We start from the raw sequence: 13,472 nt of genomic DNA on the forward strand, positions 1-13,472 counted from the left end.
CGACCGTCCGGTGGCGTTGCCGGGCGGCCGGCACTCCTCCATGTCTAGGTGGTGATCACCAACGGCTGCCCGTGGTGGATGAGGCTGTCGACCGGGTGCACCGTGCCGTCGACGTGGACGGCTTGCAGGTCGAGATGGCCTGACTTGCAGTCGATGGTGAGAGTGGCGCCGGCCCGCGTCGCCACACCCCAGCCGGTGTTCGTCGTGAACGGGAAGTTCCAGTCGTCCGACGCTCGGCTGAGGGCCAGTGGCGCGAAGCTGACCGTGCTGGTGATTGCGTTGTAGCGGTAGCCGGTGAGGGCTTCCAGAACGGACCAGCCGGCGGCGTTGCGGATGTAGTGGTCGCCGCATTCGATCGGGTTGAACGGGTTGCGGCGCGTGCCGTCGTACCGAGCCCAGAGGCCTTGCAGGATGGACATTCCTTCGTCAGTGAGTCCTTCGTAGAGGCAGTGCGCCGCGACCTGGTACTCCGAGCCGGTCCACACCTCGTCGCAGTACCGCGTGGGGATGTCGGGGCGACCGCCGTGCGGCCAGGTGCACATCAGGAGACCGGTGTCGTCGCCGTCCGCGAAGACGCGGTACGGGTGGTCGAAGTCCTGGAAGCCGGTGCGCAGGTTGTGCCGTACGACGTTGCGCAGCGCGGTCTTCACGTGGTCCTCGGGGAGGACGTATCCGAGGTCGAGCTGGTGCGCCCACCACTGACCGATCAGCTGGTCAGCGAGGCACCCGTCACCCCATTGGAAGTCGCGTGTCTCGTCAGGGTCGAGGATCTGCCGGTAGTACTCGCCGGTGAACAGCAACTCGTCGTACGCCGTGCTGCCGGTCTCGAAGAGTGCCCTAAAGGATTTGGCGTCCTCACCGAGCAGCAACGCCATCTCCTCGGCGGCACGCAGCGCAGCAAGCCACAGCGTGCCCATGAACGAGTTGACGCCACAGAGGTCGATGTCGTGCGTGCTGGGCTGGATACCCCGCAGTACGCCGTCCCGTAGCCACTTGCCGTGGATGTGGTCGAGCAGCCGGACCACGTTAGGCCAACGGTGCGCCAGCCATTCCAGTCCGGCTCCTTGACGCACCTCGCGGTACGTCTTGAGTACGTTGCCCAGCATCCCGTCCAGCGCGGGCTCTTCCGGTCCGCCGATCACCACGTCCCACAGTTGCCTCATGTAGAGCGGTGCGCGCACCCGGTGCGGGATGTACCCTTCCGGTGCGTGCATCACGTCGTACTCCGTGTCGCGCATGTTCTGCTCGAGGGACGGGAAGAGGCGGGACAGCGTCTGCTCGTAGTTCCACACGTGTGTGCAGTTGAGCGGACACGAGCCGCCGTACCTACCGCCCCACATCACCGTCGACGCGCCAAGCACACCCTCAAACCCGAGTACGTCGCCCTGCGCTGTCTGAAAGACAGTCGGACTGCGTACGTCGGCCGCCAGTGCAGCGAGTCGGGTCCCGGCCTCACCCGGCAGACTGCTCGACTCGAACGCCTCAGTCCACCGAGCGGTCTGGTCCCGGAGCTCGTCCCACCGCGGCAGGAACGCCTCGGCCGCGGCGACCGCGTCGGGCGTGCGTGCGGTGTAGGCATTGCCCAGCCAGAACCGGCTGTGCCCGTACTCCGGATGCGGGCCGAACTGGTTGAAGTCGACATATCGGTTCGGGAAGTGCCACGCGATCAGGAACCGGACCTGCGTGGTCTCACCGGGGCCCAGGTCGAACGGCACCGCCAACCCACCGTTCCACGTGCTGCCCGGCGCGCTCGCCCCACTCGCCGGCGTCACCGGACCGTTGAGGAAGGCAACGAATTCGTCCGGGCGGGACCATTGCGGGTGCGCCAACGCGTCCGCGCCGTCGGTCGCCAGGACGAGCTGACCGGCACCCGGGTGGTCCGCGGGCAGCGAGCCGTTCTCGAGGACTAGCGCGGTCGACTCGCTGGTACGGCGGACGCGGTTCGTGTTGCCGCCGTACAGGCTGCACGCGACCCCGTCGATCGGGCTGACACCGTCCCAGCCGACGGAGTTCTGCAGCGCGGCAGCCAACTTGCCGTGGACGGCGATCTCGCCTGGGTTGCGGAGCGTGAAGGTGAACGCGACGACTGGCTGCGAGCTGGCGGCGGCGTCCGACGGCACCAGCGGGTTGAAGACGTCCAGACCGATCTCGATCGGGAGATCGGTGTCGTAGTCCACATGTGCCTGTGGATAAGTGGCAGTCACCTTCGTCGAACCGATCGGCCGGAGGAGCTCGTGCAGTCGTTGCTCGCCGGCGGGGACCACGTCGTCGGTCACCAGCGGAGTGTCGGAGGGATCTGCCGGCGGACCTTGCACCAGCCGGACCTCGTCCAGCGGCGGCTCGATGCGGGAGAGACGCAGTGCGAAGAAGCTGTCCGGTACGTGGCCCTCGTGGTTGCCGACGTTGTGCAGCTGCCACTGACGCAGCGCACCGTTGCCCGCGAGGGCGAGAGTGCCGGTACCGAGACCTCCCAGCGGCAGTGCGAAGTGTCGAAGGTTGTCACCGGTGTAGTGCATGGTTCTCCGTCCCATAGGAAGTCCAGGTGCCTGCGGAGGCGAACAACGCCACCGGACCGGGGGCGAGCAACAGCAGCGAGGCAGTCACGGAGGTACCGACGAGCACAGCGACGAAAGCCAGTGCGAGCACCCCCAGCGGTACGAGCGGTGCTCGCGAGACCAGGTGCAGTGCGGTGAACCAGAGCTGTTTGCCACGCAGTCCACCGCTCACACGGAGACTGAACGCGTAGCAGGAAGCCAACAGCAGCAGGACACTCGCACAGCAGCTCACAGCGAGCGGTACGGCGAAGACCGGGCCGGTGTGCAGATGCCAGTTGAGCAACGCCAGAGCGGCGACCGCACCGGGAACGATGGCCACGGCAGCGCCGGCCAGACCGTGCTGCTTGAGGTGCCGTAGCAACAGCAGTACGCCGCCGCGGTCGCGGCGCACCACTGAGTCAGTCGTCGCGATGACGGCGGCCCACACTGGCCCGACCAAGACTGCGAGCAGGAGAACGCTGAGCGGGGTGACCCCTGGCAGAAGCAGTACGACGACCGCGGACGCCGTACAGACGAGGGCTCCGGACGCGGCCAGCAGGGGGAGTTCGTGCCAGATGGCTTTGAAGGCTGTCGGTAGGTGGTCGGTCATGCGCGGAGGCCAGTCGACGCGATGGACGCGATGAACGAGCGCTGGAAGATCAGGAACAGCACCAGGATCGGCAGCACCACCATCGTGATCGCGGCGAACAGGACGACCGCCGGACCGCCGCCGACGGCGCCCTGCAGTGACACCAGGCCGACCGGCAGCGTCATCTTCTCCGGTGACGACAGGAAGATGTACGGCCAGAAGAAGTTGTTCCAGGACGCCTCGAACACGAAGATCCCGAGCGCGGTCAGGCCCGGCCGCGCCAGCGGCAGGATCACCCGGAACAGGATCCAGAAGTGCCCGGCGCCGTCCATGATCGCCGCCTCGTCCAGCTCCCGCGGGATCGACGAGATGTACTGCCGCAGGAAGAAGATCCCGAACACGTTCACCAACGCCGGAAGCCAGATCGCCACTGTCGTGTCGACCAGGTGCAGCCAGCGCATCATGATGAAGATCGGTACGACGGTCAGCTGCACCGGCACCACCAGCGCCGCCAGCAGCGCCGAGAAGATCTGGTCCCGCCCCGGGAACCGCAGCCGGTTGAACGCGTACGCCGCCAGCGCACTGGTGAGCAATGCGCCCGCGGTCGTGATCACCGCGATCTGCAGACTGTTCCACGCCATCTGTGCGAACGGGATCAGCCCCGGCACCTGCTGGAAGTTCTGCAGCGTCGGCGGACTCGGGATCCACCGCGGCGGCAGTTGGAACGCGTCGATCGGCTCCGACAACGCGTTCACGATCAGCCAGACCAGCGGCGCGATCATCAACACCCCACCGAGCACCAGCACGAGATCGAGCAGCTTGCCCTTCACTGGTGGACCCACCGTCGACTGAGGCGGAACTGGAGGCCGGTCACGATCATGATCACCACGAAGAGCACCAGCGACAGTGCCGCGGCGTACCCGACCTCGAAGGACTGGAAGCCCTTCTCGTAGGTGTACTGCACGATGCTCCGGGTGGCGCCGTCCGGGCCGCCCTGGGTCATGATCACCATCGGGTCGAAGATCTGGAACGCGCCGATGAACGTGATCACGGTCGCGAAGAAGATCGTCGGCGACATCACCGGCAGCGTCACGCCCCAGAACCGCCACCAGGCGTTCGCGCCGTCGACCCGGGCCGCCTCGAGCAACTGCGACGGCACGGTCTGCAGGCCGGCCAGCAGAATGATGAACGTGTACCCGATCGTGTGCCACCAGTCCACGACGATCAGCGTCGGCAGCGCCCAGGTCGGCGAGGCCAGCCAGTTCGTCGTCGCCGAGAGGTAGAAGTTCGCCAGGCCGAAAGCCGGATCCAGGACGTACTTCCAGATCAGCGCGACCGCGGCCCAGGAGATCAGGAACGGGAAGAAGTACGCGGTCCGGACGAAGTACTTCGTTCCGCGGGTCATCGTCCGGTGGACGCCGAGCGCGAGCAGCATGCCGACGCCGATGTGCGTGACCACCGAGGCGAGCGCGAAGACGAAGGTGTTGATCACCGCGCGAATGGTCGCGGAGTCGGACACCAGTTGCTTGAAGTTGTCGAGGCCGGCGAATTCCGGCGTACTCAGCAGGTCCCAGTGGAACAGGCTGAGGCCGAACGCGGCGACCAGTGGGAGCGCGACGAAGAGCAGGAAGAGCAGGACGGCCGGGCTGATGAACAGGTAGCCCGGCAACCAGTCCCGACGCTGGGGTTTCAGACCAACCCCTCCAGCGTGGTCTGCGCCTTGCCGAGCGCGTCGCCCGGCGCGGCGTTGCCGGTCAGGACCTGCTTCCAGCCGTCCTCGATCGCCTTCTGGATCGCGGCGCCCTTGTCCGGCGACGGGATCGGCGTCGCGTAGCTGAGCGCCTGGTAGAGGTACTCCGTCCCCTTCGGCGCGTCGGTGAGGAACGACTGGCTGTTCGCGATCGACTTCCGGGCCGGGACGATGGTGCCGCCGAGCTGGGCGAACGTCGACGAGCCTTCCTTGGAGATCAGGAACTTGATGAACGTCCAGGCGTCGTCCTTCTTCTTCGACGCTTTCAGGATCGGGTACCCGTTCCAGCCCACCGGTGAGCCCTGCTCGACCTTGGTCGGCCACGGCACGATGCCCATCTTCGTGGTCGCCTTCAGGTTCCGGATGCTGATGATCGGCCAGCGGCCGCCGCCGAACATCGCCAGCTTGCCCTGCGCGGCCGCGGTGAACGCGTCGAACGTGCCACCGGGCGGCGGCGACAACTTGTCGGCGACCAGCTTCCGGTTGAACTCGGCCGCCTCGATCGCCTTCGGGTCGTCGAACGTCGGCTTCGACCAGTCCTCGCTGAAGCTGCTGGTCCCGTTGGTGAGCAGCCAGGGCATGATCGCCGCGAAGTACGCCGAGTCCGCGGCGTACCCGAAGGCTCCGGTCTTGGCCTTGATCTGCTCACACGCGTGCCGGAAGTCGTCCCACGTCCACTTCGCCGTCGGCTCCGGTACGCCGGCCTTCGCGAACAGATCCTTCGAGTACCACATGCACATCGTGTTGAACTCGCCCGGCAGGTAGTACGTCTTCCCGTCGGTGGAGGCGTACTTCTTGTCCCACTCGATCAGGTTCGGGTCCATGTCGGCGTAGTACTCGTCGATCGTCGACTGGTCCTTCTTGATGTAGTCGTCGAGTGGTGCGAGCAGGCCCTTGGACGCGAACAGCCGCTGGCCCTCGGTGGCGATCTGGATGACGTCCGGGACCTGACCGCCGGCGATCCGGGTGGACAGCTTGTTGAAGAAGTCGCCCCAGTTCGACAGCGGGATGCCCTCGGCCTTGAGCTTGATCTCCGGGTGCTGCTCGGTGAACTTCGCGAACAGCTTGTTCCAGGTCGCCTGCTGCTCGGCGGTGCCCATGTAGACGAACGACAGTTCCTTCGACGAGGACCCACCGCCGCCACTGCTGCCACCACCACACCCGGCCAGCGTGGCGGCCAGCGCAGTACCACCGGTGGCCTGGAGGAAGCGTCGCCGATTGAGCAGGGGCTGATCCATGACCGTTCCTCCAGAGCGGGGAAATCGATTTCTCAGAAGTTCCCGGCAGCATAGCCCCGGCGGCCGAAACCGTGTCAAGGGTCGGACGCCCGGAAACTCAGGGGGAATCCTTCACTCCCGCCTGGTGGCTCGCGGGCCGCGCCACCAGGCGGAAAACCGGATCCGGCCGGGGCGGGTGTCACGGGTCCACCCATGACATTTGTCAGCGGTCCGACCGCTGGCCTCCGGGACCGCGACGGACGGACGATGCGAGGACCCCCACAACCGCCGGCCTCCGCCCAGCCGGCCGAACGGACTGCACGCGGAGGCCTGCCCAACCTCGAGGAGTCCTGTTGAGGCAACGGATTCTCGTGTCCGCCCTGGGCGCCGGCGCACTCGCCGTCGTCGGACTGACCGCCCCCGCACTGACCGCGTCGGGCGCCGTCACGGGCCCGACCCCCTACACCGCCGGGAAGCACGCCGCCAAGGTGTGCTCGGCAACCAAGTCCGCGCACACCGCGGTGTGTGACGCGATCAAACTCGTCAACGACAAGGGCGTCGCCCCGACGTCCACCGCGCCGCCGGCCACCGGACTCACCCCGACCGGCCTGCAGGACGCGTACAAACTCAAGGGCCTGAAGGCCGCAGGCCGCACCGTCGCGATCGTCGACGCGTACGGCTACCCGAACCTGGAGCGCGATCTCGGCGTCTACCGCAAGCAGTTCGGCCTCGGCGACTGTACGACGGCCAACGGCTGCCTGCGCGTGATCAACCAGACCGGCGGGACCTCGCTGCCGAAGTTCAACGTCGGCTGGGCCGGCGAGCAGGCGCTCGACGTCGACGCGGTCTCGGCCGCGGCGCCGGACGCGAAGATCGTCGTCGTCCAGGCCAAGTCGGCCAGCTTCGCCGATCTCGGGACCGCGGTGCAGACGGCCGCGAAGCAGCCCGGCGTCGTGGCGATCTCGAACAGCTACGGCGGCGGCGACGCGGACGACACGACGTACGGCAGCTACTACAACCACCCGGGGATCGCGGTCACCGCGTCCACCGGCGACAACGGGTACGAGGGCGGCAGCTATCCCGCGTCCTCGGCGTACACGACGGCCGTCGGCGGTACGTCGTTGGTTGCCGCGAGCAACTCGCGCGGCTGGAGCGAGAGCGTGTGGAGCGGCGCCGGCTCGGGTTGCTCGACGTACAACGCGGCTCTGAGCGCGGCGTCCTCGTTCGACACCGGATGCTCGAAGCGAGCGATGGCCGACGTCTCCGCGGCCGCCGACCCGGGCAAGGGCGGGATGGCGATCTACTACCCGACCAGCAAGACGGCGTCGACGTGGGCGCAGTTCGGTGGCACCAGTGAGGCGGCGCCGATCATCGCCGCGGTCTACGCGCTGTCCGGCAACACGGCCGGGTACGCGAACGCCGCGCCGTACGCGCACCCGGGCTCGCTGTTCGACGTGACCAGCGGCAGCAACGGCACCTGCCCGACGACCCAGTGGTGCAACGCCCGGGCCGGCTGGGACGGCCCGACCGGCCTCGGTACGCCGAACGGCGCCGGCGCTTTCTGATCCAGCGACACCGGTAGTGATCGGATGGTGGCTGTGCGCAACATTCCGATCACTACCGGTACTGTTCCGAGCACGAAGGACAACCCTCGACTCCAGGGCATTCCGGAGATTTCTCTTCCCCGGGAGCCCCGGCGGGCTTAATGTCAGCCCCCGGGACGGGTCGTGGAGGGCGATCCGCAGACACACGAACTCCATGGAGATTTGCTGTGACCACATCACGCAGAGGGCGGGGGCTCCTGGCAGTCTCCGCCGTCTCCGCGGCCGCCACCGTGCTGGCCATGACCGCCGGTGGCGCGGACGCCGCGCAGACCGCCGGTCCCGACAAGGGCAAGTCCGCCCAGTCGGAGAACTTCAACGGCAAGGAGCAGAAGGGCTTCTACGACGCCCGGACGCCGAACGCCAAGACGACGTACGCGCGGGCCGCCAAGGTGGCCGGCAAGGAGTCGGCGGCGTCGGAGAAGTTCCGCAACTCGCTCGGCGCCCAGGGTGTCGTCGAGCTCGACCCGAACACCGGTACGCCGGCCCAGGTGACCAAGCTGAACGGCTTCCTCACCGGCAAGAGCGGCAAGAAGGCGACCGAGATCGCGCTCGGCTACGTCAAGGCGCACCCCGAGGTCTTCAAGCTCTCCGACGCGGACCTGGCGACGCTGCAGCTGCGCAAGGACTACGTCGACGACCTCGGCACCCACCACATCTCGTGGTCCCAGGTGGTCGACGGCGTCGAGGTCTTCGGCAACGGCCTGAAGGCCAACGTCACCAAGCACGGTGAGCTGGTCTCGCTGATGGGTTCCCCGGTCTCCGGGCTGACCTCGGCCGCGCAGACCCGGTCCAACGCCGCGGCCCCGAAGCTGTCCGCGAACGCGGCCCGCAGCGCCGCCATCGAGGACATCGGCGCGACCGCGAAGACCGCGACCGCGAAGTCCTCCGGCGTGAACACCACCTTCAGCAACGGTGACACCGCGAAGCAGGTGTGGTTCCACACCGCCGACGGGCTGCGCAAGGGCTGGATGACCTACGTCAATGCCGGCGGCACCAAGGTCTACACGCACGTCATCGACGCGCAGACCGGCGGCCTCCTCTACCGCCGCAACCTGTCCAGCGCGGGCGTCGGAGACGCCCTCGTCCAGGACAACTACCCCGGTGCGCCCAAGGGCGGCACCCAGCGGGTCGAGAACCTGATCTACAACAAGTGGCTGCCGAAGAACGCCAAGACCCTCCTGGACGGTTCGTCGGTCGCGGCCTGGGCCGACCTCAACGACGACAACCAGCCGAACGCCGGCGAGACGGTCAAGGTGCCCGGCACCAAGACCGGCGCCGAGTACAAGCTGACCACCTTCCAGAACTCGTCCACGCTCTGTTCGGCCTCGTTCATCTGCACCTGGGACCCGGCCAAGCCGGACTCCTGGAAGACGAACATGAACCAGGACGTCACGAACGCGTTCTACCTGGCCAGCAACTTCCACGACTGGCTGGCGAAGCCGCCGATCAGCTTCACCCCGGCGGCCGGCTCGTTCGATGCCGCGGACGGCGACCCGGTGCTGCTGAACGCGCTGGACGGGGCGGCGACCGCCGCGAACGGCGGCCCCGACGCCAACCACATCGACAACGCGAACATGAACACCCCGCCGGACGGCACTCCGCCGACCATGCAGATGTACCTGTGGCACTACCCGGGTCTGACCGACGAGCAGGAGCCCCTGGTCCCGTCCAGCGGCGCCAACTCCGCGGACATCCTGTACCACGAGTACACCCACGGTCTGTCGAACCGCCTGGTCGTCGACGCCACCGGCAACTCGACGCTGAACAGCGTCCAGGCCGGCTCGATGGGCGAGGCCTGGAGCGACTTCTACGCGCTCGACTACCTGGTCTCCCACGGCCTGGAGAAGGACACCACCGCTCCTGGTGAGGTCCTCGAGGGCAAGTACGTGACCGGCGGTGGCACCATCCGCACCCAGGCGATCGACTGCCGCGTGAAGGCGGTCAGCGCGAACTGTGTCCAGCCGGACGGCTCGAAGGGCGGCTACACCTACGCGGACTTCCCGACGATCGGCGGCGCGCCCGAGGTGCACGCCTCCGGTGAGGTCTGGGCCCAGACGCTGTGGGACCTCCGCGAGCGCTTCGGCCGCAGCTACGCGATGAGCATCATCACCCGGGCGATGGAGCTCTCGCCGTCCGACCCGACGATGCTCGACATGCGCAACGCGATCGTCCAGGCCGACCTGGTCGCCAGTGGCGGCAAGAACGCCGACACGATCTGGACCGTCTTCGCCAACCGCGGCATGGGCTGGTACGCCGGTGTCGTCGACGGCGGCGACGCCTACCCGGTCGAGGACTTCCACAAGCCGCCGACGGGTGCGACCACCACGCTCAGCGGCACGGTGAAGGACAAGGACACCGGTGCCGCGGTGGCCGGTGCGCTGGTCTACATCGGCGGTCACTCCTCCGGTTACGCGGGTGACTACGCCGGCACGACCGATGCCAACGGCAACTACACCATCACCGGCGTCGCGCCGGGCACGTACCCGAAGATCGTCGTGTCCGCTCCGGGCTACGAGCTGATCGTCCAGTCGGTCAAGGTCACCCCGGGTACCAAGGCGAACTTCGTACCGCGTCGCAACTGGGCGGCCTCGTCCGGCGGCGGCACCGTGGCCGGCTTCAACGGTCCGGACTTCAGCCCGCAGTGCGGTCCGGACTTCGCGATCGACAACGCCCAGGGCACCGGTTGGGGCAGCACCACCGGTGACGACAAGGGCACGCCGACCAACACGATGATCGCCAAGCACGTCGATATCAAGCTGCCGGCGAAGGTCAACGTCAGCAACTTCAACGTGGACCCGTCGAACACCTGTGGCGACCCGGGCAGCGCGTCGACCGGTCAGTACAAGATCGAGACCTCGGCCGACGGCACCACCTGGGCCACCGCGGCGGAGGGCACCTTCGCCGCCGCGAACCGGGGCAAGTACAACCTGGTCACCCCGACCGGCAACGCGACCGGTGTCCAGTACGTCCGGTTCTGGATGCTCAGCCCGCAGGTTCCGGACTTCAAGACGAACTGCCCCGACGGCGCGTTCGGCGGTTGCCAGTTCACCGACATGACCGAACTCCAGGTCTTCGGCACCAAGTAACCCGCAGCACCCCCCGCAGTACCCCGCGAAGGCCGGTCGAGCACCCCTCGACCGGCCTTCCGGCGTTCAGCGCCGTTTCTTGCCGGGCTTGGCCGGCGGCACGGTTTGCGCCCACTGGGCCCAGTCGGCGAGGGCCGAGTAGAGGCGGACACCGGCCTCGATCGTGACGCGCATCGACTGGGTCTGCTCGCTGTAGCCGAACTCCCCGCGGTCCTTACGGTCGGCGTAGTCGCGGTAATGGTCGGCGAGTTCGCGGTAGTAGCGCTCCTCGGTCTCGAGGTGCCGTTGCAGTTCGTCGGTGTCCATCATCCAGAAGAACAACGACCGCAGCAGCGGCTGCAACCGCATCGTGTGGTCGACGTCGACCTCGGTCAGCCAGCGCTTGACCTCCGCCACCCCGGCGTCGGTGATCCGGTACGCCTTCCGTCGCCGCGGGCCCTCGCTCTCGACCTCCACCAGCCCCTCGGCGGCGAGCTTGTTCAGCTCGGCGTAGATCTTCGGGTGCTGGGCCGGCCAGATCGAACCGAGCACCTCGGTGAACCGCCCGGCCAGGTCGTACCCGCTGGCCGGCCCTTCCGCGAGCAGCCCGAGCAGCCCGTGCCGCAACGACATACCGCCTCCTCGATGTTTCGCCGTACGCCATCTTGACATGTCCCTACGGACATGTGCATGCTCAAATATGTCCCTAGGGACATGTCCTAAAGAACATCTCAAGCTGGGGAGTCGATATGACGGAGGAACGGGCGGTGCTCGTCACCGGGTCGACCGGCGGCATCGGTACGGCGACCGTGCGGCTGCTGCGACGCCGGGGTTTCACGGTGTACGCCGGAGCGCGCGGACGGGTCGAGTTCGAGCCGGGCGTGCGCGTGTTGCCGTTGGACGTGGCGGATCCGGAGAGCGTCGCGGCGGCGGCCAAGTGGGTCGCGGGTGAGGTCGACGGGTTGTGGGCGGTGGTCAACAACGCCGGGGTGATCGTGCAGGGTCCGCTGGAGCTGGTGCCCGCCGACGAGTGGCGTCGTCAACTGGAGGTCAACACGCTCGGGCCGGCGACGGTGATCCGTGAGTTCCTGCCGCTGGTCCGGGCCGGCCAGGGGCGGATCGTGAACGTGAGCGCTCCGACCGGCCGGGTCGCGATGCCGTTGCTCGGGGCACTGTCCGCCAGCAAGGCCGGGCTGGAAGCGCTGTCGAACGCGCTGCGGCTCGAGCTCGCGGTGTGGCGGATCCCGGTGGTGGTGGTCGAGCCCGGGACGACCGAGACGGAGATCTTCGCGCGCGCCGGCGCGGCCGCGGACGCCGCGCTGCAGCGGGCGGACCGCGAGCGGGTCGGGTTGTATCAGGCGCACCTCGAGGCGTACGAGAAGGCGATGGCCCGCTTCAAGCCAGGCCCCGTCGACAAGGTCGCCGAGACCATCGTCCGCGCGATCGAGGCCCGCCGACCCCGACGCCGGTACGCCGTCGCAGAAGCCCGCACCCTCGGCGCGATCCTCCCCAAGCTCCCGCCCACCCTCCGCGACCGCCTGATCAGCACCTCGGTAGGCCTCAATGGCCTCAAACCATGACCGCGATGGTGGGGTCCGGATGGTGGACTATGGGGGGTAAGTGTAGTGGATTAGTTTAGTTTCGAGGGCGTGGGAGCTCTCGTGGATCGGTGGTCGTCGCGCTCAGTGGGTGGGCGGGGCGGTGACCGAGCCGCGTTCGATCAGGGTGGGGGTGAGGGTGGTTCGGCGGACTCGGCGGTTGGTGTCGACGGCGGAGGTCACGCGGGAGACGACGTGGCTGACGAGGTCGTCGAGCGGCCAGTGGAAGGTCGACAGCGGGGGCGTGAGCAGCTGGGACATCGGCTGGTCGTCGTAGCCGAGCAGCGAGAGGTCGTCCGGGATGCGCAGGCCGAGCTCCCGACTCGCGGCGTACACGCCGAAGGCCATCGAGTCGGCGAGCGCGAGGATGCCGGTCGGGCGCGGGGTGCTGGTGAGCAGCGCCCGGGCCACCTCGGTCGCGCCGGCCAGGTCGTGGGGGCACTGCAGCAGGCGGATCGCCAGTCCGAGGTCGCCGGCCACCCGCTGGGCGATCTGCTCGGCCGGGCGTTCCACCTCGAGGCGGCGGGTCGGGCTCAGTACGGCGATGTCGCGGTGACCGGCGTCGGCCAGGCGGCGCAGCGCCGTACTCACGCCGGACTCGTTGTCCATGATCACTTCGGACTTCGCCTTCGCGCCGGGCAGCGCGTCGCCGATCGCGATCACCGGCGCCTGCTCCGCGATCGTCGCCCAGCCCTTGGCGGCCGGGTTGATCGGGATCACCACGATCGCGTCGGCGCGATGGTCGACCAGGTGCTGCGCGAGCTCGAGCTGCCGGTCGGCGTCGCCGGCCGAGTCGATGATCCAGGCGTTCCGGTCCGGGGCCAGCAGTTCGCGGCCGAGCGCGGCGGCGACGCGTTGCTGCCAGAGATCTTCGAGGGACGCGCACAGGACACCGACCGAGCCGCTGCGGCCCGAGGCGAGCGCGCGGGCGACCGGGTCGGCCTGGTAACCAAGTCGCTCGGCGGCGTCCTGGACGCGCTGTCTGGTCTCGGGGGTGCCGTGCAGGCCGCGCAGTGCGTACGACACGGCGGCCATCGAGAGCCCGGTCTCGGCGGCGATGTCCTTGAGGGTGGGCCTCCGGCCGGTTCCGGACATGTCCATGACCCTAGCCGGGC

10 protein-coding genes are annotated in these 13,472 nt (G+C 68.2%); 3 read left to right on the forward strand and 7 right to left on the reverse strand.

The window, feature by feature from the left end; translation table 11 throughout:
* Positions 1-44: 44 nt before the first annotated feature.
* Genes ACWGID_RS38410 through ACWGID_RS38430 form a run of 5 tightly spaced genes read right to left on the reverse strand, consistent with a single transcriptional unit; the run spans position 45 to position 6,111 of the window.
* Positions 45-2,516: a GH116 family glycosyl-hydrolase gene (locus tag ACWGID_RS38410; protein ID WP_452204290.1), complete on the reverse strand. Its 2,472-nt coding sequence runs from the start codon at positions 2,514-2,516 to the stop codon at positions 45-47.
* Positions 2,500-3,144, reverse strand: coding sequence for a hypothetical protein (locus tag ACWGID_RS38415; protein ID WP_452204291.1), 645 nt, complete (start codon positions 3,142-3,144; stop codon positions 2,500-2,502). Before ACWGID_RS38415 ends, ACWGID_RS38410 begins: the two co-directional genes overlap by 17 nt.
* Positions 3,141-3,953 carry a carbohydrate ABC transporter permease gene (locus ACWGID_RS38420; RefSeq protein WP_452204292.1) on the reverse strand — a complete coding sequence of 271 codons (813 nt, stop codon included), beginning with the start codon at positions 3,951-3,953 and terminating at the stop codon, positions 3,141-3,143. Before ACWGID_RS38420 ends, ACWGID_RS38415 begins: the two co-directional genes overlap by 4 nt.
* On the reverse strand, positions 3,950-4,792 hold the full coding sequence (locus ACWGID_RS38425) for a carbohydrate ABC transporter permease (RefSeq protein ID WP_452204293.1): 843 nt from the start codon (positions 4,790-4,792) through the stop codon (positions 3,950-3,952). The genes ACWGID_RS38420 and ACWGID_RS38425 overlap by 4 nt, the downstream gene beginning before the upstream one ends.
* A gap of 20 nt (positions 4,793-4,812) precedes the next feature.
* Positions 4,813-6,111, reverse strand: coding sequence for an extracellular solute-binding protein (locus ACWGID_RS38430; protein WP_452204294.1), 1,299 nt, complete (start codon positions 6,109-6,111; stop codon positions 4,813-4,815).
* A 332-nt stretch (positions 6,112-6,443) separates the two neighbouring features.
* Here ACWGID_RS38430 and ACWGID_RS38435 point away from each other — a divergent pair, with 332 nt between their 5' ends.
* Together ACWGID_RS38435 and ACWGID_RS38440 are read left to right on the forward strand one after the other, a co-directional pair.
* The gene (locus ACWGID_RS38435) at positions 6,444-7,655 is read left to right on the forward strand and encodes a S53 family peptidase (RefSeq protein ID WP_452204295.1); all 1,212 of its coding nucleotides are present in this window, start codon (positions 6,444-6,446) and stop codon (positions 7,653-7,655) included.
* A 278-nt stretch (positions 7,656-7,933) separates the two neighbouring features.
* Positions 7,934-10,780: a M36 family metallopeptidase gene (locus ACWGID_RS38440; RefSeq protein WP_452204296.1), complete on the forward strand. Its 2,847-nt coding sequence runs from the start codon at positions 7,934-7,936 to the stop codon at positions 10,778-10,780.
* 66 nt (positions 10,781-10,846) lie between these two features.
* Here ACWGID_RS38440 and ACWGID_RS38445 read toward each other — a convergent pair whose 3' ends face one another.
* Positions 10,847-11,392, reverse strand: coding sequence for a helix-turn-helix transcriptional regulator (locus ACWGID_RS38445; protein WP_452204297.1), 546 nt, complete (start codon positions 11,390-11,392; stop codon positions 10,847-10,849).
* Positions 11,393-11,508: 116 nt separating this feature from the next.
* Between ACWGID_RS38445 and ACWGID_RS38450 the strand changes: the two genes are divergently transcribed.
* Entirely contained in the window at positions 11,509-12,339 is an 831-nt protein-coding gene (locus ACWGID_RS38450; RefSeq protein ID WP_452204298.1) for an SDR family NAD(P)-dependent oxidoreductase, read from the forward strand.
* 102 nt (positions 12,340-12,441) lie between these two features.
* On the opposite strand, the gene ACWGID_RS38455 is transcribed toward ACWGID_RS38450, so the two are convergent.
* Positions 12,442-13,452, reverse strand: a complete 1,011-nt coding sequence (locus ACWGID_RS38455; protein WP_452204299.1) for a LacI family DNA-binding transcriptional regulator — start codon at positions 13,450-13,452, stop codon at positions 12,442-12,444.
* Between the last annotated feature and the right edge of the window lie 20 nt (positions 13,453-13,472).

It is taken from the genome of Kribbella sp. NPDC054772, assembly GCF_053611945.1.

Excerpts from the sequence above, each read along its gene's own strand:
- ACWGID_RS38410 (WP_452204290.1), bottom strand. The coding sequence starts at position 2,516 with ATGCACTACACCGGTGACAACCTTCGACACTTCGCACTGCCGCTGGGA.
- ACWGID_RS38415 (WP_452204291.1), bottom strand. The coding sequence starts at position 3,144 with ATGACCGACCACCTACCGACAGCCTTCAAAGCCATCTGGCACGAACTC.
- ACWGID_RS38430 (WP_452204294.1), bottom strand. The coding sequence starts at position 6,111 with ATGGATCAGCCCCTGCTCAATCGGCGACGCTTCCTCCAGGCCACCGGT.
- ACWGID_RS38440 (WP_452204296.1), top strand. The coding sequence starts at position 7,934 with ATGACCGCCGGTGGCGCGGACGCCGCGCAGACCGCCGGTCCCGACAAG.
- ACWGID_RS38445 (WP_452204297.1), bottom strand. The coding sequence starts at position 11,392 with ATGTCGTTGCGGCACGGGCTGCTCGGGCTGCTCGCGGAAGGGCCGGCC.
- ACWGID_RS38450 (WP_452204298.1), top strand. The coding sequence starts at position 11,509 with ATGACGGAGGAACGGGCGGTGCTCGTCACCGGGTCGACCGGCGGCATC.
- ACWGID_RS38455 (WP_452204299.1), bottom strand. The coding sequence starts at position 13,452 with ATGTCCGGAACCGGCCGGAGGCCCACCCTCAAGGACATCGCCGCCGAG.